Genomic DNA, 16,557 nt, shown 5'->3' with positions numbered 1-16,557 from the left:
GCCGTCCAATCAGCGATAGGCGTCGCTCGATTTGGCCTGATCGCGATCGCGCACGCGCATATGCTCGCGCGCCTTTGCCCTAGTGTCGGCATCGTCGTCATTGACGCGCATGGCCGCCGGCGTGGCCCCGCCCGACGCCCAGCCATTGTCGGGAGCGCTCGCCATGCGCGAGCCGACCTCGAGGCGCACATGGCCACCGACCCAGACGCAAGCGTCGGCGCCGTCGACCGCAGCGAAGCCCGGGCCGAAGGCGGCGCATTGGGCGTTCGCCCGCGCCGAATCGCCCGATTGGAGGTCGCTTGCCTGTGCAACCGCGCCGGCGCCGAGAAGGCCCGCCGCCGTGGAGCAAATGAAGGCGAAAAACTTGCGCGAGATCATGTAATGCCTAAACGAATCGCTTCCCGATTTGACGGGGTCTAATAGAGCCTACATTGGGGCGAATTAATGATCCGTTAAGTCACCCTTCGCGCCAATCGCCGAGCTCTGCTTGCACCAGGGCCAAGGCCGCAACGGCCGCCGTGTCGGCGCGCAAGATTCGTGGCCCGAGAGACAGACGCATCGCCTGGGGCATGGCGAGCAGCATGTCCCGCTCCTTTGCGTCGAAGCCGCCCTCGGGGCCGATCAACACCGCCAGGGGACGCCGCTCGCGGGCGTCGGCCAGGGGCCGCAAGGCGTCGATCGGGCGGCCCGTCGGCGCATCTTCGTCGCAGAAAACGAGAAGGCGATCTGCCTCCCATTCGGCGATTAGAGCCTCGAGCCGCTTCGCCGGCGCGATCTCGGCGAGCGCGATGACGCCGCATTGCTCGGCGGCTTCGACGGCGTTTGCGCGCATCCGGTCGAGATTGATCCGCTCCGCCTGGGTGCGACGGGTCAGCGTCGGCTGGAGCCGGCCGGCCCCCATCTCGACGGCCTTTTGGACCATATAATCCAGTCGCGCATGTTTGAGCGGCGCGAAGAGATAATGCAGATCCGGGAGCGGCTCCTGGGCGCGAGTCAGCTCCTTGGGAATGAGCGCCACGGATTTGCGGCCCTCGGCGGAAATCTCCGCGCGCCATTCGCCGTCGCGGCCGTTGAACGCCAGGATCTCGGCCCCGTCGGGCAGACGCAGGACGTTGCGGAGATAATTCGTCTGTCCCGAATCGAGATCGACGCGGGCCCCAAGCGCAAGAGGGGCATCGACATAGAGGCGGCGGGTGGTAAAATCATGGCGCGCCATGCATGATCCTAAAAGGGAGCCCGGCGATCGCCGAGACGCGCGATTTGAAGCCCATGATCAGCGTCTTTCTTCACGTCTTGTGAGCGTCGTCAGCTAGGCTCTTCTGGACAATGATTCAAGACGAGGGATATTGCTGGGGCGCAATCGCTGTTTTCCGCGCCGCGGGCTTAGGACATCGCCGATGTTGAAAACTTGTCGCATTCTCGCATGTTGCCTTCTGCTGGCTTTGGTCGCGACGCCGCGATCTCCTGCCATCGCCCAGAGCCAGGCGGAACTGAATGAGCAAGCCGGCAATGATTTCAAGAAATCCGACAAAAAGTTGAACGAAACTTACCAAAAGCTGATGGAGAAAATCTCCGAGAAGGGACGGGCGAGCCTTCGCAATGTCGAGAAGACATGGATCTCGTTCCGCGATCAGGAATGCGCTTTTGAGACCATGGGCACCGTGGAAGGCTCGGTGCACCCATTGGTCTTGGCCGAGTGCTTGACGCGCCTCACCGACCAGCGGACGAAGGATCTCGCCGCCCAATTGAATTGCGAAGAAGGAGACCTGTCCTGCGGCGGCCAATAATCCGTCGGATACAGGGCGTTCTGGCGGCGCGCTTGCCTCCTGATGCGCAGCTTTGCTAAGAAACAAAAGGTATGGCGTCAAAAATGCTAGCGAGAGGCTCGGATCATGACCGCAGATAAGCTCGTGCATGCCCCGCGCGCGGCCGCCGTTCTTGGCGCGGCCTTGATCGCATGTCTGATCTCTGGAGCCGCTTTCGCGGGCGACTGCAACGAAGACATCGCCAATCTCACCAAGAAGCGCCAAGCGATCATTGACCAGCTCAATCAGTTGTCGAAGGGCGGTAAGAGCCAGCTCGATCCGATCGCCGCTTGCCCCAAATTGCGCTCGCTGGTCTCCGCTGAGCGTGACCTCGTTAGCTATCTGACCAAAAATAAGGATTGGTGCGCGGTCCCGGATCAGGCCCTGGAAAATATTAGCGCCAGCAGCTCGAAGACGGGCGGGGTCGCCAATCAGGCTTGCGCCGCCGCCGCGCAAATGAAGAAGGCGCAACAGCAGCAGGCGACCGGCGCTGGCGGGGCGCCGGCTCAGAAGCTGCCGACCGGACCTCTCTAGCGGGCAAGAGCGCGTTCCGATTGGATGGGGTGCTCGCTCCTTCCTCCGGGATGCGCTTCACAAAAGCATGACTAAGACGCGCCGAGCCCATCAAACCGTCGATCGGCTCGACGGCTCTCAGCTGGAGTCCGCGCCGGCGCTGCCGGACGCCGTCGCGGGCCAGTTCATCTTTCGAGCGGCCCCGAAGAGCTGGCGTCCTTTCCTCCAATTGGCGCGGATTGATCGGCCGATCGGCTGGTGGCTCTTGGTCCTGCCGTGCTGGTGGTCGAGCGCGCTCGCGAGCGTCAGCCAAAACCAGGGGCCGCATTGGCGCGATCTTCTTCTGTTCTTGATCGGAGCGGTCGCCATGCGCGGCGCCGGCTCGACCTATAATGACCTCGTCGACCGGGAGATCGACGCTAAGGTCGAGCGCACGCGCGGCCGGCCTTTGCCCTCCGGCCGCGTCTCGCCGGGGGCGGCCAAGATTTTCCTCGCGGCGCAATGCCTCGTCGGCCTGGCCGTTCTCCTGAGCTTCAACGGTTTCTCCATTTGGCTTGGATTCGCTTCGCTCGGGATTGTCGCGATTTATCCCTTCATGAAGCGGATCACGTCCTGGCCGCAGGCGGTGCTCGGCGCGGCCTTCGCCTGGGGCGCGCTGATGGGATGGGCCGCCGCCTTCGGCTCCCTCGCCTTCGCTCCTGTTTGTCTCTATCTCGGCGCGATCTTCTGGACGATCGGATACGACACGATCTACGCCCTCCAGGACATTGAGGACGACCTGCTCGCGGGCATAGGCTCGACCGCGCGTTTTTTCGGCGCTCGGGTCCAGGCAGGGGTCGCGGCGCTTTACGCGCTTGCGGTCCTTTTCGTCGAAATCAGCTTTCTCGCCGCGGGGGCAGGCTGGCCGTCGCATTTAGGGGGCGCCGGCTTCGCCTTGCATCTTGCCTGGCAGGCTCGATCAACCGATCCCGACGATAAAGCGGGCGCTTTGCGGCTCTTTCGCTCAAATCGCGACGCCGGCTTCATTCTTTTCGCCGGACTTGGCGCTGAAATGCTACGCGCGTCGATTTTTTGACGCCCGCCGCGAGCCGCCTCAAAGCGGCTTTTTCTCAAGTCTGCTTAAATGAAATTCTCGAAGGAAATCGGCGTATAGCCGGCGCGCTCCATCTCGATTACGAAAGCGACGCTGCGTGCGATCAATCGGTCCCTCTGGGTCATTCCGACGAATTCGGCTTTGGGAGAAGAACTGACAATTTCGGCGACCGCCGCGCCTTTTGCGACAGCGGAGCCGTCGCGCACGAGTCCGCGCAGCCGGCCAGACGCAGAAGCCATGACCGCGGTTGTGCCGATAAATCCCAAAATCTGACCGGATTCCACCGGTTCGCCGAGAAGCTTGGAGCCGTGGAAAAGCCCTGGAACCGGCGCGCTGACCATGACTCCATCGGCGAAAGGCGCTTCATACGGGTCATGATCTGGAGCCGCGCCCGCGCGAAACACGGCGCCGGGGTCGCGTCCGCCGCTATCGACGACGATGTCGCAATTTTCGCCGGCGACGAATCCAGCGCCGAGGCCAATCGTGAGATCGCTGAGGTCGCGCAATTTTTGCCGGGGCTTCTCGGTTTTGGGTCGCGCGTCGACCAGGACGTCCCAGGGCCAACGCGACGTCACGTCGTCGAACGGATGCCACAGCACCGGAATGAAGGTTCCGCTGCGCAAGCCCGCTAGAAAATCCTTGGTTTTATCGGCGCGGCGCGCTTCCACGCCCTCGAACGTGCAGGCCCCGTCGGACCAGGCGTCGGCGAAGGCCATGCGTCGGCGAAGGGTCGTCGGCGGCGAAGGCTGGTGGATCGCGACCGCATGGCCGGCCAAATGCAACTTCCGGGCGACCGCCGAGGCGAGTTCGTCGATGCCGAATACGAGGACGGACGTTTCTTCGCTCATGGGTCGGGCCGATCTTGCTTGGGTCGAGCTTTAGGAATGTGTCAGCTTGGTTGTCCGAACGCAAGCATTCAAAAAGTGCGCCTATTGCGGAGTCGGCGCTGAAAATTCGGGCGCCGAACCAGACCGACGCGGGAGCTGAGCGTCCGTTTCTCAGCGCGGCCGAAAGGCGCGACGCACCTTTCCCTGGGCGGCTTCGAACGCGCCTTGAACGAGCTCGCAATAGAGCAGGCGCTCCGGATCGACGGGGCCGATAAATTCGAGCTTGCCTTCGAGCGCGGGCGCAAAACCCATGCGGCCATAATAGGATTGGTCTCCGACCAGGAGCACAAGCGCATGGCCCGCGGCGCGCGCCGCCTCGAGAGACCGCATGACCAGCGCCTCGCCGATGCCGCCGGAGCGGAAGGCCGGATCGACAGTCAGCGGGCCGAGCAGCAGAGCTGGCTGATCGCCGCATCTGATCGGAGTCATGCGGTTCGCCCCGACGAGCAGCGTGCCGACCCTGGCGACGAAGGACAGGGCGTAGTCGGGCTCGACGCCCTCGCGCAGACGGTAGGCGGAGCGGGCGAATCGCCCGGGCCCGAATGCGCGCTCGTCGAGCTTTTCGATCGCCGGATGATCGGCGGGGGTCTGAGGACTGAGGATGAGGGAAAGGTCCGCCATGGGCCAAGTTGAACTGAATCAGGAAAAGCGGGAATCGGCTTCTCGCTTGCGTCTCTGCTCTAAACCATTGTGATCCAGGCCGGGAAGCGCATATGCGCCGCGCACCTTGTGCGGAAACGCGAAGGATGCGACGCGGGAGCGCAGACCGACCGATCGGCTTCGCGCTCTCGTCGCAAAAATCGACGAAAACCTAGCTGGAAAAATGAATCCGCAGTGTTTAGAGTCATTCCAGCAATGAATTTCGGAGCGCGAGCGTGAAACGGTTTGCCGATTTGAGCGAACGCGAGATCCTCGCCCTGGCGATTGCGTCGGAGGAGGACGATAATCGTGTCTATATGGCGTTCGCCGACGATCTTCACGAGCGCTATCCGGCGACGGCCAAAGTGTTCGAGGGAATGGCGGCCGTAGAGGCCGGGCATCGCCGGATGCTGATGGATCTCTACGAGAAGCGTTTCGGCTCGATTCTGCTGCCCATTCGGCGCGGCGACGTGAATTTCTTCATCAAGCGGCCGCCGGTTTGGCTCACCAAGAACCTGTCTCTCGATACGATCCGGCGGGAGGCCGAGCTTCGCGAGGCGGAGGCTTACGGCTTCTATAAAAAGGCCGCCGAGCATGCGCAGGATCCCGGCGTCCGCAAGCTCTTGGCGGATCTGGCCGAGACCGAGCAGAGCCACGAGGAGATCGCCGCCAATCTCGAAAGCGCGATCCTGACCAAGAGCGAGCGGGCCAAGGAGGCGAAGACAAGCGACCGGCTTTTCTTGTTGCAATATGTCCAGCCGGGGCTCGCCGGGCTGATGGACGGCTCCGTCTCGACGCTGGCGCCAGTCTTCGCCGCGGCCTTCGCCACCCATAATAATTGGCAGACTTTCCTGGTCGGCGCCGCGGCGTCGCTCGGCGCCGGGATCAGCATGGGCTTCGCCGAGGCCCTGTCCGACGACGGCTCGATCACTGGGCGCGGCTCGCCGGTGCTGCGCGGCGGCATATGCGGCCTAATGACGGCCCTCGGCGGCGTCGGGCACACACTCCCTTATCTCGTGCCGGACGCCACGCCGAACGCATTCTGGATCGCGACCGGGATCGCCGGCCTCGTCGTCTTTTTTGAGCTCTGGATCATCGCCTTCATCCGCACGCGCTATATGGACACGCCTTTCCTCAAGGCGGCTTTCCAAGTCGTCGTCGGCGGCGCCATCGTGCTGGCGGCGGGCATTCTCATCGGCGCGTCTTGATGCGCGGGCGCGAGATCGCATATTGGCGCGCGTGAGCTTCCGAATCGTCCATCTGTCCGATCCCCATATCGGACCCATGCCGCGTCCGCGCGGCCGCGAGCTTATCGGCAAGCGCGTCACCGGCTATTTGAACTGGAAGAGCGGCCGACGCCACGCCCATGACATGGGCGCGCTGGCGCAAATCGTCGCCGACCTCAAGGCGCATCACCCGAACCACGTGGCGATGACGGGCGACATCTCCAATATCGGGCTTCCGGCCGAGTTCCAGCTCGCCCGGAGCTGGCTCGAAACGCTCGGTCCCGCTGAGGACGTCAGCTTCGTGCCGGGCAATCATGACGCCTATGTGCGCGGCTCGATGCCGGATCTCGCGCGGGCTTTCGCGCCTTGGACGACGGGAGACGGAGCGGAAGGCGGACAATTCCCCTATCTTCGCGTGCGCGGCCATGTCGCCCTGATTGGCCTCTCGTCCGGCGCGCCGACGCCGTTCTTCATCGCCTCGGGCCGCCTCGGGCGGGAGCAATTGGCGGCGGCCGAGACGCTGCTGCGCCAGGCGGCGGACGCTGACCTCGTCCGCGTGATCATGCTTCATCATCCGCCGCGGAGCGTGGCGTCGAGCATCGCCCGGGGGCTCACCGACGCGCGCGATTTTGAAGCCCTGATGCGACGGGTCGGCGCCGAACTCATCCTTCACGGACATAATCACAAGCTTAGCGTCACGCGGCTTGAGGGACCTGCGGGTCCGATCCCTGTCGTTGGCGCGCCGTCCGCCTCGGCTATTCGTGGGGCGCCTCGTCATCGCGCCGGCTATAATCTCTTCGAGATCTCGGGAAGCCGCAGCGATTACAAGATCGAGGCGCAAGCGCGAGGCCTTTTGCCCGGCGCGGCGACGATCGGCGATCTAGGTCCGATCCCGCTTTGATGGACGTCCGTTGTCACGGGGGAGGCCCGAACGCCAGGATTTCGCTCGTATAGGTCTCGCTGACCTCGGAAAAGGGCAGTTGATCCTGGCCGAAGACCAAGGCGCGATGCTGGAAAAGCCGCCAGGGAATCGAAAGCTCGGCGCCGGGCGAGTCCGGCGGCGGCGGAGCGAGCTCCCATCCGTCCGGCAGCGGTTTCCATAAGATCTCGACGGCGAAGGTCCGGCGGATCGGCTTCATATCGAGCACCGCGCGTCCGAAAGCGATGTCGGTGGTCTCGAGAATCCTATTGGTCTCCGGGCTCAGCCGGCTTGGAACATACCAATTATCCGCCTCAGACAGGACATGATCGCCGCATGCGAGCTCGACCCTGCGATATTTCACGGGCTCGGCGTCGCCGACGCGCAGCCGCTCGCGCTGCTCGGCCGTGACCGGTTTCTCCATTCCCGGCATGCGGTGCGCCCGAATCTTCGGCTCCTCGGCCAATTTATGGTTGGCGCACCATTGGTCGAGCGTCGTCGTCGCGCTGTGAGAGGCGAGCAGGGTCGCATTCAGAGTCTCGATGAGGGCGAGGGCCTCGACTCGCGCGAGCATCGTATCCGGCCAGGCGCGCGCCATCCGCGCCGACGCAGGTTTACCGTGAGTCGCCAAGGCGCCGAGGCCGAGAACCATGCCCATTCCGATCAGCCGACACATTCGCACGTCGGTCGTCCCGCATCCTCTCTCGGCCCGTAACAGACATTGGCCGCGCGCCGCAAATTCGTCATAGCACGGTTTGCTTGCGGCGCCCTACCGCTGGCGCCCGCGCCTGTCTTTATCGCCTCGGTCATGGACTTACGGCCGCCAATCGCGCTACACGAACTCCCGACTCCCAGGCCGGCGCGACCCGCCTATCTCACGGCTTCGCCGGCCCGACAAGCGGAAGAACATGTTTCAAAAGCTTTATCGTTGGACCTTGAGCCTCGCCGAGAGCCGCCATGCGCCTTTGGCGCTCGGCGCGATCGCATTTGCGGAAAGCTCCTTTTTTCCGGTGCCGCCCGACGTCATCCTCATCCCCATGTCGCTGGCCAAGCCTCAGCGGGCCTGGGTCTATGCGCTGATCTGCACCATCGCTTCGGTCGCGGGCGGCGTGCTCGGTTATGCTATCGGCGCGCTCTTGTTCGAAACGGTTGGAAAATGGCTGATCGAATTCTATCACCTGGGCGCACGCTTCGATGAATTGCGCGCGTCGTCTCAGCAATGGTTTTGGGCGGTCATCCTCTTGAAGGGCCTGACACCGATCCCGTTCAAACTGGTCACGATCACGAGCGGGCTCCTCGCCTATAGCTTGCCGATCTTCATCGCGCTGTCTTTGGTCACGCGCGGCGCGCGCTTCTTCATTCTCGCGGTGCTCCTGCAACGTTATGGAGAGCCGATCAAGGCGTTGCTCGATAAATATTTCGCTTGGTTCCTGCTCGGCCTCGTCATCCTTGTCGTCGTCGGGTTCTGGCTCGCCGCGCGCGTAGTCTGAGCGCAACCATGCCGGCGCGCGCGACCTTTCGCATCTCCCTCGCCATCCTGCTGATCGCGGCCGGATCGATCGCGTCAGCCTGGATTTTCGAGGCCGCGGGCTATGCGCCTTGCGAGCTCTGCCTCAAGGAGCGGCTGCCCTATTACGTCGGCGTCCCGCTCGCGGGCGTCGCCGTTTATTGCGCCGCCACAAGCCGGAACGCTGCACTCGCGGCGGCCTTCGCCGGGCTCAGCTTTATTTTTGCTGCGAGCGCCGGCTTTGGCGCTTATCACGCAGGCGTCGAATGGGGATTTTGGCCGGGCCCGACCGATTGCACCGGCCCGCTCGATCACGCAGCTTCAGTCAAGGATTTTCTCGCCGAGCTGCAACGCGTGAAAGTCATTCGCTGCGACGCGGCCGCGATTCGGATCGTCGGGCTCTCGCTCGCCGGCTGGAATGCGGTCATCTCGACAGGTCTCGCGCTTCTGGCTTTTGTCGGCGCCTCGGAAGCGCGGCGCTGATTAGGGGTCGACTGACAGAAGCGCCCGCGCCCGCAGCTTTTCGGTTTCGCTCTTGAGCTGCCCACAGGCCGCCAAAATGTCGCGTCCGCGCGGCGTGCGCACGGGGCTCGCATAGCCTGCGTTGAAGACAATGTCGGAGAATCGCTCGATCGTCGGCCAGTCGGAGCATTCATAAGGCGCGCCGGGCCAAGGATTGAAGGGGATCAGATTGATCTTCGCCGGAACGCCCTTCAGAAGCCGCACCAGCTCGCGAGCCTCCGCCGGGGAATCGTTAATTCCCTTCAGCATCACATATTCGAAGGTGATGCGCCGCGCGTTGGAGGCGCCGGGATAAGTCCGGCACGCCTGCAGCAAATCCTTGATGGGATATTTCTTGTTGAGCGGCACCAGACGGTCGCGAAGTTCATCGCGCACAGCGTGAAGCGAGATCGCGAGCATGGCGCCGGTCTCGCGGCCAAGTTCCTCCATCCGCGGCGTGACCCCCGCCGTCGAGACCGTGATCCGCCGCTTCGAGACGGAAAGGCCGTCGCCGTCCGCCATGACCGCCAAGGCCTCTCGCACGCTTTCGTAATTATAGAGGGGCTCGCCCATGCCCATGAAGACGATATTCGAGATCAAGCGAGAGCCGTCGGAGAGGACGGGAGCCCCTTCAGGCGGCGCCTGACAGGGGAAGTCGCCAAGCTGTTCGCGGGCGATGATCAATTGCGATATGATCTCTTGCGAAGTTAAATTGCGGACGAACTTTTGCGTCCCTGTATGACAAAATGAGCAGGTCAAGGTGCATCCGACCTGGCTCGAGACGCAGAGCGTGCCGCGATCGACGTCTGGAATATAGACGCATTCGACCTCGGCGCCGCGGGACTCGCCGTCCTTCGGCGCAAGCCGAATCAGCCATTTGCGCGTCCCGTCGCGAGAAATCTGCTCCGCCGCGACCTCGGGCCGCGCCAGGGTGAACCGCTCACCGAGCCTCGCCCGCAAATGCTTGCTCACATTCAGCATCGGATCGAAAGAGGATGCGCCCCGATGATAGATCCAATGCCAGAGCTGCGCGGCGCGCATGCGGATCTCACGCTCGGGAACGTCGATCTCCGCGAGAGCCGAGGCGAGCTCCCTCCGAGTTGCGCCGGCAAGCGAGCGGCGGGGAATGTCTAAAGGCTCCGCCGGAGGGGAGGCGGGCTCAGCGAATTGAAGGGGCTGCATCGGCGGCTTTTACCATGATGCGGCGAATTTCTCCAGAATTCGTCGGCGGGAGAGCGCGCATGGTGTCCGCAAATGCGTTAAAAAGATAGGCTAAGCTCCTGCAAAGATCGCTCGAAGGGGCGCCTCACGCCCGGTAAGGATCGCCTCATGCCGCCTTTGCTTCTTCCCGCCTTTCGCGTAGCAGCGGCCGCGATGAGTTTGCTTTTCTGGTCCGCCGCGGCGGGCGCACAGCAGTGCGTTCCCCTGAAGGATGCGGTTCCTTCGCTCACCACCGTCGGGACGGCGAGCGCGGAGGTCGTTCCCGATATTGCGACCATTTCGCTCGGGGTCGAGACGGAGCGGCCGACGGCGGCGGAGGCGGCCAGCGAAAATGCGCGGGCGGCGCAGGCGATCATCGGCGAGATCAAGGCTCAGGGGATCGATCCGCGGGACGTCAGGACCGTCGCCGTCACGCTTTCCCCCGTCTATGACGAGACAAATGACTCCAATGGCCGGCTGACCAAGCGGACCCTGCGCGGCTATGTCGCCCGCAACGACCTGCGCATACGGGTTAGACAGATCGACAAGGCTGGCGCCTTGGCCCAGAAGTTAATGGAGAAGGGCGCCAATAGCTTCGGCGGCGTCGAATATGACCACGAGCAGAAAGAGTTGAAATATGACGCCTTGCGCGGCGAGGCCATTCGTGACGCGTTGCGCCGCGCGACCTCCTATGTGAATGGCCTTGGCGTGCGGCTTGGGCGCGTCTTGGAGATCGCCGCGCCGCCCTACAGCGGCGGACCGCCTCAGGCCGCCTCTTTCGCGAAGGCCGCGCCGCGCGAGGCGGCGAGCGCCGTGCCGATCGAGCCGGGCGTGCTGACCCTGCGGACCGAGGTCTCGGTCACTTGGGAGCTGGCGCAGTAAAGCTTCCTGCGGGATCACTCCCGAGGCGTGATTTCAGTTGTTCCGAGGGCGTCGGCTAGGCGCATTTTCGCCGAGCCAGGCCGCAGCGGCTTTTGCTGGCTCTCATGCGGCGCCCAGCCGGAGAGAAAAATCAGCTCGAAACTCGCGCGAATCCGGCCGTCCGGATCGGCGAAGCGGGCCGCGTAAATTTGCGCCGCGCGCTGGAAAAAGCCCCGCGTCGAGGGCCGCCGCAGGCGCGCGGCGAGCGGATTGGCGCCTCCCATGGCGCGCAGATCCGCCATAAGCCCGAACATATCGGCGTAGCGCACGGTCAAGGGCTCGCTGTCGGCGACCGGAAGAGCGAAGCCCGCTCGCTGCAATAGGCCGCCCATGTCGCGCACTTCGGCGAAAGGTGCGACGCGAGGACTGAGCCCGCCGTACAGCTCGGATTCGGCCGCCGCCAGCGCCGTGCGCAATTCATGCAGGCTTTGCCCGCCGAGGAGGCAGCCGAGAAAAAGCCCGTCCGGCTTCAGCGCGCGGCGGATCTGCACTAGCGCGCCGGGTAGGTCATTGGCGTGCTGCAAGGCCAGCACCGAGACCGCGAGGTCGAACGCGCCGGCGGCGAGCGGCAAGGCTTCAATGTCGCCAACAATGGCGCCCGCGAGCCCTCCGACGGGAGGTTCGGCGACCGGCGCCATGCGAAGGACTACGGCCGTCGCGAAACGGGCGGCGAGTCGCCGGGCCAGCTCGGGCGAGGGCGTCGCAATATCGGCGATGGCGGCGAAGTCGCGCTTGATCACGTCGAGCCTTTCGTCGACATCGGCGATGGCGCGGCGCAAGAGAAAGTCAGCCGAACCCACGCCCGCCGCATTGGCGCGGGCGAGCCTGCGCCGGAAGAGGGCGGGGGCGAAAATCTGCGTCGGCGACGGGGACACTGTAAGTTTCTAGCGCAAAGGCTCGCCTGATTGAAACGGGATTTCGCGCTCCGCAACGATCGGCGGCGTCCTAACGAATATAGATCACCGATCCGCCGAATTCGCCGGTCGGATTTGCGCTCTTCTTGAAGCGGGTCGAATGGGCCTCGGCCACGCTCAATTGCAGCTCGCGGCCGCAAAATGATTCGAAGGGGGAATCTAAGCGTTTGGCGTCGCTGACGCCAACGAGACGCCGCTCCTTGACCGGCCGCAGGGCCGGCTTCAGCTTGTTCTCGATAAACCGCGCCAGCTCGTTCCGGGTCACAGCCGGGCAGCGATCCTTGGCCACAGCTGAAAAAAGCTCAAAGACGCCCGTCCGGTCATATTCTTCTTGCGTCCGCGCGCTCGCATCGAAGCCAAAGGCAAGTCTATTGACGAGATTGGCCTCGGAGAATCCGATTTTCAGAAAATTCTGGTCCAGCGTCGCATTGTCGATTTTGACGCCGGGCAGATAGGTCGTCACTTGAAGGCCCTTCAGGACAATGGGCTTGCCGTTCACGTCCGTCTGCGGCTCGTAGAACATGAGCGAAGTCTGATACCAATCGGTGACGACAAGAGTCTGGGCCAGGCTCGCGACGCAATCATAGAGAGGCCGGCCGAAGCAGCCCGGCGTCCGCCCGCCGGCCTTGATCGCATTGATCTTCGCGCCGATGGCGTCGATCTCGCCGGCATGAGCCCGCATCCATTCGAGCCATCGCGTCCGCTGCGCGGCGGGAATGCCTTGCGCTTGCCCGGGATAATATCCGGCCGCTTCGCCCCATGGCGATTTCCCTTCCTGCGCCCAGCAGTCGCCGAAGGCCCCAGCGGCCAGAAGGATCAGCGCCGCCAAACTGAGTTTTCTCGCCAAGGCGCGCCTCCCCTCCAGTTCAGATTTAGCTAACAAAAACTGGCTGACTTTAGTTGATAGTCAAGACAAGATTAAGCTCCGCCAAAAACTCCGGCGGAGGACGCCGATCGGCTGGCAAGACATCGATCATGAACCGGAATAAGGGCAAAGAGGCCGAACAAGCGGCAGGCCGAAGTCTGGAATTCCTTGTTCCGCGTTCGGCGTTGGGATGGAGTTGGGAGCGCGCCAGAACCGGCTCCGCCGCAAGCGCCCGGGCGTTTTTGCGCCTGTGTCGCCGCGCCGCGCTCGACCTCATTTTTCCACCCGCCTGCCTCAGCTGCCGCGCCGCCACCGATGCGCCCGATTCATTGTGCCCCTCCTGCTGGGGCCAGGCGCGCTTTATCGAGCGACCTTATTGCGAGCGCCTCGGGACGCCCTTTGCGGTCGATCTCGGGGCCGAGGGCCTGCTCTCGCCGGAGGCGGTGGCGGACCCGCCCGTCTACGGCCGCGCCCGCGCGGTGGCCCGTTTCGAGGACGGTCCCATCCGGCGCCTCGTCCACCGCCTCAAATATAACGATCGGCTCGAGCTCGCTCGTCCGCTCGGCGCCTGGATGGCTCGGGCGGGGACGGAGATTCTGGCGGAGGCTGATCTCCTGGTTCCGATCCCCCTGCACCGGCGCCGGCTTTTCCTGCGCGGCTTCAACCAGGCCAACGCTCTGGCGCAAGGCGTCTCCGCGGCGAGCGGCGTCCCTGTCGATCCCTTTGTCCTTGCGCGGGTGAAGGCGACGCCCTCCCAAGTCGGGCTATCGCGCACGCAACGAGCCATCAATCTGCAGGGCGCTTTTCGCGTGCCGGCCGAACGGATGGCGCGCGTCGAGGGCCGCTCAATCATTCTCGTCGACGACGTGCTGACATCCGGCGCAACGGTTAACGCGGCCTCTCGCGCCTTGCTTCGCGCCGGCGCGCGGCAAGTCGACGTCCTTGTGTTCGCGCGCGTGGTGTAGAGCGGAAAGTCGGATAGGATCTTTTTTCAACTGATCTTATTGCTTTGGTTGACGCAGCGAATTGCGCTGCGGCAGCCTCGTTTTGCTCGGAAATCTCGTATCGCCGTTGTTTCTCGTTGGCGGAGCGGCGGCCAATTTGCGGAACAATTTCCCACGCGATGGAGGGCCATGAAGTGGTTGTGGCCATTTTACAACGCAGCGTGTTTATCGCCTCGGCGCGCCTATAGGAGCTAGTGGAATCGCTCTAACGTATTTATTCATTCGACAGCACCAAACTAATCATTATTCAAAGATGAATTTCAACCGGGGGGTTGCGTCATGAAATCGCGCCAGACGTTAGATCTGAGAGACAGTGTGTCGCCCGTCGCGCTTTCCCAGCCCTCGCGATCATACAACGTCATTCTCGCCGCGATCAGCGCAATCAGTTTTACCGCCATGCTGGCGCCGACGCGGACCCTGGCGCTGTGCACGCAAAACGGAACTACCGAGACTTGCACCGGCGACGCCAATGGTGGAAGCGCGATTTTTTCATCGCCGCCGATCAACGATCTCGAAGTCAACACCCTTTCGCAAAACCTTAGCTCGGTGGCGCTCACCGGCGTCGGAGCCGCTCCGGGATCCGGCACGAGCTCGCACGCCACGTGTGAAGACTCTATGGGCAATCCTTCCACCAACTGCACCATCATTCCAGGCACAAATGGCCCCGATGTATGCACGGTGAATTCGGGCGCCCCGGCCGGCACCCAATGCGTCTCCACGGGCGCCGCGACCGGCGGCCCAACCGGCAACGCCGGTCCGACGCTCACGGTTAACGTCGCTGGCGCGCCGTTCACGATCACTCCGGGCGCGGGTGCGCCAAACGGAGTCATTGCAGCGGTCCAGGGCGTGTCGCGCGGCTCGAATGGAGGCGACGGCGGCAACTCCTACGTCTTCGGAGACGCCGGCAACGGCTCGGCCGGCGCCAATGGCGGTCTCGTTAGCGTCACCCTGAACGGCAACGCAACCACGTCGGGCGCCAACAATTCCGGCGTCGCCGCGGCGAGCCTCGCCGGCAACGGCGGCAACGGCGGCAGCGCTTACGTTGTCGGTGGCAACGCGGGCAATGGCGGCGCCGGCGGCTTCGGCGGCGATGCGACCGCGCACTTCACTGGCGGTACGATCATCACTACCGGAGACAACTCGGTCGGCGTCGGCGCCTTCAGCCAGGGCGGCGCGGGCGGCGCCGGCGGCGGCGGCGGCGGTCTCGTGTTCAGCCCCGGCGGCGGCAACGCGGCCGGCCAGGGCGGCGTCGCGACCGTCACGACAAGCGCGGACACGCTCATCGAGACATTTGGCCAGGCGGCTTACGGCATTCAGGCGCGCAGCTTGGGCGGCGGCGGCGGCAGTGGCGGCGGCGGTTTCGGCCTGTTCTATTCGGGCGGCAGCAACGGTAGCACAGGCGGCAATGGCGGCGCCGTCACAGTCACCGCGAATGGGACGATCATAACCCACGGCGACTCCGCGCAGGGCATTTTAGCCCAGTCGATTGGCGGCGGCGGCGGCTCCGCCGGCACTGTCATCGGCCTCGTCGCTTTGGGCGGCAACGGAAACGCCGGCGGCAATGGCGGCGTCGTCACCGTGACCAACACGGGCGCGATTTCGACCTTCGGCGCCGGCTCGATCGCGATCGAGGCGCAGTCGATCGGCGGGCAGGGCGGCAATGGCGCCAGCGCTGGCGGCCTCGTCGCGCTCGGCGGAACCGGGTCCGGCACGACGCAGGGCGGCACGGTTGGCGTCGCCAATAGTGGGACCTTGACGACGGCGGGCGCGCTGGCGGCGGGCATCATCGCTCAATCGATCGGCGGCGGCGGCGGCAATGGCGGCACAGCCGCCGGTCTCTTCGCGGCGGGCGGCAACGGCGGCGCCGGCGCCGACGGCGGCGCAGTCAACGTCACGAATTCGGGCGATATCTTTACTGGAACAAATGGCGCGGCGTCGGCCGGGTCTCAGGGCATTCTCGCGCAATCGATCGGCGGCGGCGGCGGCAACGGCGGCGGCTCGATTGCAGTCGGCCCCGGCATTAGCGCCAGCTTTGGCGGCTCGGGCGGAGCCGGCGGCCAAGGCGGAACCGTTTCTATCGGCCTGGACAACGCTAACGTCGGCCTCGCGACCGCCTACACCGTTCATACCTATGGCGACAATTCAGCCGCCATCGTCGGCCAGTCGATCGGCGGCGGCGGCGGCAACGGCGGCTTTGCCGTCTCGCTTAGCGCAAATCCAGTCTTCAGCGTGGCGATCGGCGGCGGCGGCCAGGGCGGCTCCGGCAATAGCGCCGGCTCGGTGAACATTACGACGAAAGGCGAGATCTTTACCGAAGGCCTGAACTCGACCGGCTTGATTGCGCAGTCGATCGGCGGCGGCGGCGGCAATGGCGGCTTCGCGATTGCTGGCAGCATTGCGCCAGACGCTTCGATTTCCGTGGCCTTTGGCGGCACGGGTGGCACGGGCGGCTCCGGCGGCCCCGTTCTCGTTTCGAGCTATAGCAACATCACGACCGTGAGCGCCAATTCCTTCGGCATTCTCGCGCAATCGCTCGGCGGCGGCGGCGGCAACGGCGGCTTTT

The 16,557-nt window shown here is 64.3% G+C and carries 17 protein-coding genes and 1 pseudogene; 10 read left to right on the top strand and 8 right to left on the bottom strand.

Annotation, left to right across the window (positions count from 1 at the left end; genetic code table 11):
- Nucleotides 1-9: 9 nt before the first annotated feature.
- Together METAC_RS23705 and METAC_RS0114040 are read right to left on the bottom strand one after the other, a co-directional pair.
- A complete protein-coding gene (locus tag METAC_RS23705) occupies nt 10-378 on the bottom strand; it encodes a hypothetical protein (protein WP_036255604.1) in 369 nt (122 codons plus the stop codon).
- A gap of 79 nt (nt 379-457) precedes the next feature.
- The gene (locus METAC_RS0114040; protein WP_026607534.1) at nt 458-1,216 is read right to left on the bottom strand and encodes a 16S rRNA (uracil(1498)-N(3))-methyltransferase; all 759 of its coding nucleotides are present in this window, start codon (nt 1,214-1,216) and stop codon (nt 458-460) included.
- Between the two features lie 181 nt (nt 1,217-1,397).
- On the opposite strand from METAC_RS0114040, the gene METAC_RS0114030 reads away from it, so the two are divergent.
- From METAC_RS0114030 to ubiA, 3 genes are all read left to right on the top strand, one after another.
- Complete coding sequence (locus METAC_RS0114030) at nt 1,398-1,787, top strand: lysozyme inhibitor LprI family protein (RefSeq protein WP_026607533.1); 390 nt, start codon at nt 1,398-1,400, stop codon at nt 1,785-1,787.
- Between the two features lie 105 nt (nt 1,788-1,892).
- Nucleotides 1,893-2,339: a hypothetical protein gene (locus METAC_RS0114025; protein WP_026607532.1), complete on the top strand. Its 447-nt coding sequence runs from the start codon at nt 1,893-1,895 to the stop codon at nt 2,337-2,339.
- A 67-nt stretch (nt 2,340-2,406) separates the two neighbouring features.
- Nucleotides 2,407-3,393: a 4-hydroxybenzoate octaprenyltransferase gene (gene ubiA / locus METAC_RS0114020; protein ID WP_051335579.1), complete on the top strand. Its 987-nt coding sequence runs from the start codon at nt 2,407-2,409 to the stop codon at nt 3,391-3,393.
- 44 nt (nt 3,394-3,437) lie between these two features.
- On the opposite strand, the gene METAC_RS0114015 is transcribed toward ubiA, so the two are convergent.
- Both METAC_RS0114015 and METAC_RS0114010 read right to left on the bottom strand, forming a co-directional pair.
- Nucleotides 3,438-4,259: a hypothetical protein gene (locus METAC_RS0114015; RefSeq protein WP_026607530.1), complete on the bottom strand. Its 822-nt coding sequence runs from the start codon at nt 4,257-4,259 to the stop codon at nt 3,438-3,440.
- 150 nt (nt 4,260-4,409) lie between these two features.
- Nucleotides 4,410-4,919, bottom strand: coding sequence for a GNAT family N-acetyltransferase (locus METAC_RS0114010; protein ID WP_026607529.1), 510 nt, complete (start codon nt 4,917-4,919; stop codon nt 4,410-4,412).
- A 254-nt stretch (nt 4,920-5,173) separates the two neighbouring features.
- Here METAC_RS0114010 and mbfA point away from each other — a divergent pair, with 254 nt between their 5' ends.
- Both mbfA and METAC_RS0114000 read left to right on the top strand, forming a co-directional pair.
- Nucleotides 5,174-6,145: an iron exporter MbfA gene (mbfA, locus tag METAC_RS0114005; RefSeq protein WP_026607528.1), complete on the top strand. Its 972-nt coding sequence runs from the start codon at nt 5,174-5,176 to the stop codon at nt 6,143-6,145.
- 31 nt (nt 6,146-6,176) lie between these two features.
- Entirely contained in the window at nt 6,177-7,064 is an 888-nt protein-coding gene (locus METAC_RS0114000; RefSeq protein ID WP_026607527.1) for a metallophosphoesterase family protein, read from the top strand.
- 13 nt (nt 7,065-7,077) lie between these two features.
- On the opposite strand, the gene METAC_RS0113995 is transcribed toward METAC_RS0114000, so the two are convergent.
- The gene (locus tag METAC_RS0113995; RefSeq protein WP_245257488.1) at nt 7,078-7,758 is read right to left on the bottom strand and encodes a hypothetical protein; all 681 of its coding nucleotides are present in this window, start codon (nt 7,756-7,758) and stop codon (nt 7,078-7,080) included.
- Nucleotides 7,759-7,990: 232 nt separating this feature from the next.
- Here METAC_RS0113995 and METAC_RS0113990 point away from each other — a divergent pair, with 232 nt between their 5' ends.
- Both METAC_RS0113990 and METAC_RS0113985 read left to right on the top strand, forming a co-directional pair.
- A complete protein-coding gene (locus METAC_RS0113990) occupies nt 7,991-8,572 on the top strand; it encodes a YqaA family protein (protein WP_026607525.1) in 582 nt (193 codons plus the stop codon).
- 8 nt (nt 8,573-8,580) lie between these two features.
- On the top strand, nt 8,581-9,072 hold the full coding sequence (locus tag METAC_RS0113985) for a disulfide bond formation protein B (protein ID WP_026607524.1): 492 nt from the start codon (nt 8,581-8,583) through the stop codon (nt 9,070-9,072).
- Here METAC_RS0113985 and rlmN read toward each other — a convergent pair whose 3' ends face one another.
- Nucleotides 9,073-10,272: a dual-specificity RNA methyltransferase RlmN gene (gene rlmN, locus METAC_RS0113980; RefSeq protein WP_026607523.1), complete on the bottom strand. Its 1,200-nt coding sequence runs from the start codon at nt 10,270-10,272 to the stop codon at nt 9,073-9,075.
- 147 nt (nt 10,273-10,419) lie between these two features.
- Between rlmN and METAC_RS0113975 the strand changes: the two genes are divergently transcribed.
- Complete coding sequence (locus METAC_RS0113975) at nt 10,420-11,172, top strand: SIMPL domain-containing protein (RefSeq protein WP_036255601.1); 753 nt, start codon at nt 10,420-10,422, stop codon at nt 11,170-11,172.
- A 14-nt stretch (nt 11,173-11,186) separates the two neighbouring features.
- Here METAC_RS0113975 and METAC_RS0113970 read toward each other — a convergent pair whose 3' ends face one another.
- Both METAC_RS0113970 and METAC_RS0113965 read right to left on the bottom strand, forming a co-directional pair.
- Nucleotides 11,187-12,086: a methyltransferase domain-containing protein gene (locus tag METAC_RS0113970; RefSeq protein ID WP_026607521.1), complete on the bottom strand. Its 900-nt coding sequence runs from the start codon at nt 12,084-12,086 to the stop codon at nt 11,187-11,189.
- Between the two features lie 70 nt (nt 12,087-12,156).
- On the bottom strand, nt 12,157-12,972 hold the full coding sequence (locus METAC_RS0113965; protein ID WP_026607520.1) for a hypothetical protein: 816 nt from the start codon (nt 12,970-12,972) through the stop codon (nt 12,157-12,159).
- 128 nt (nt 12,973-13,100) lie between these two features.
- Here METAC_RS0113965 and METAC_RS0113955 point away from each other — a divergent pair, with 128 nt between their 5' ends.
- Both METAC_RS0113955 and METAC_RS23700 read left to right on the top strand, forming a co-directional pair.
- Nucleotides 13,101-13,955, top strand: coding sequence for a ComF family protein (locus tag METAC_RS0113955; protein ID WP_084143649.1), 855 nt, complete (start codon nt 13,101-13,103; stop codon nt 13,953-13,955).
- Nucleotides 13,956-14,309: 354 nt separating this feature from the next.
- Nucleotides 14,310-16,557, top strand: a pseudogene (locus METAC_RS23700) (hypothetical protein); the annotation flags it as partial.

The organism is Methylocapsa acidiphila B2, assembly GCF_000427445.1.
GTDB classification, from domain to species: domain Bacteria; phylum Pseudomonadota; class Alphaproteobacteria; order Rhizobiales; family Beijerinckiaceae; genus Methylocapsa; species Methylocapsa acidiphila.
Note: the sequence above shows the minus strand (reverse complement) of the source record. Positions and strands in the feature narration are given on the sequence as shown.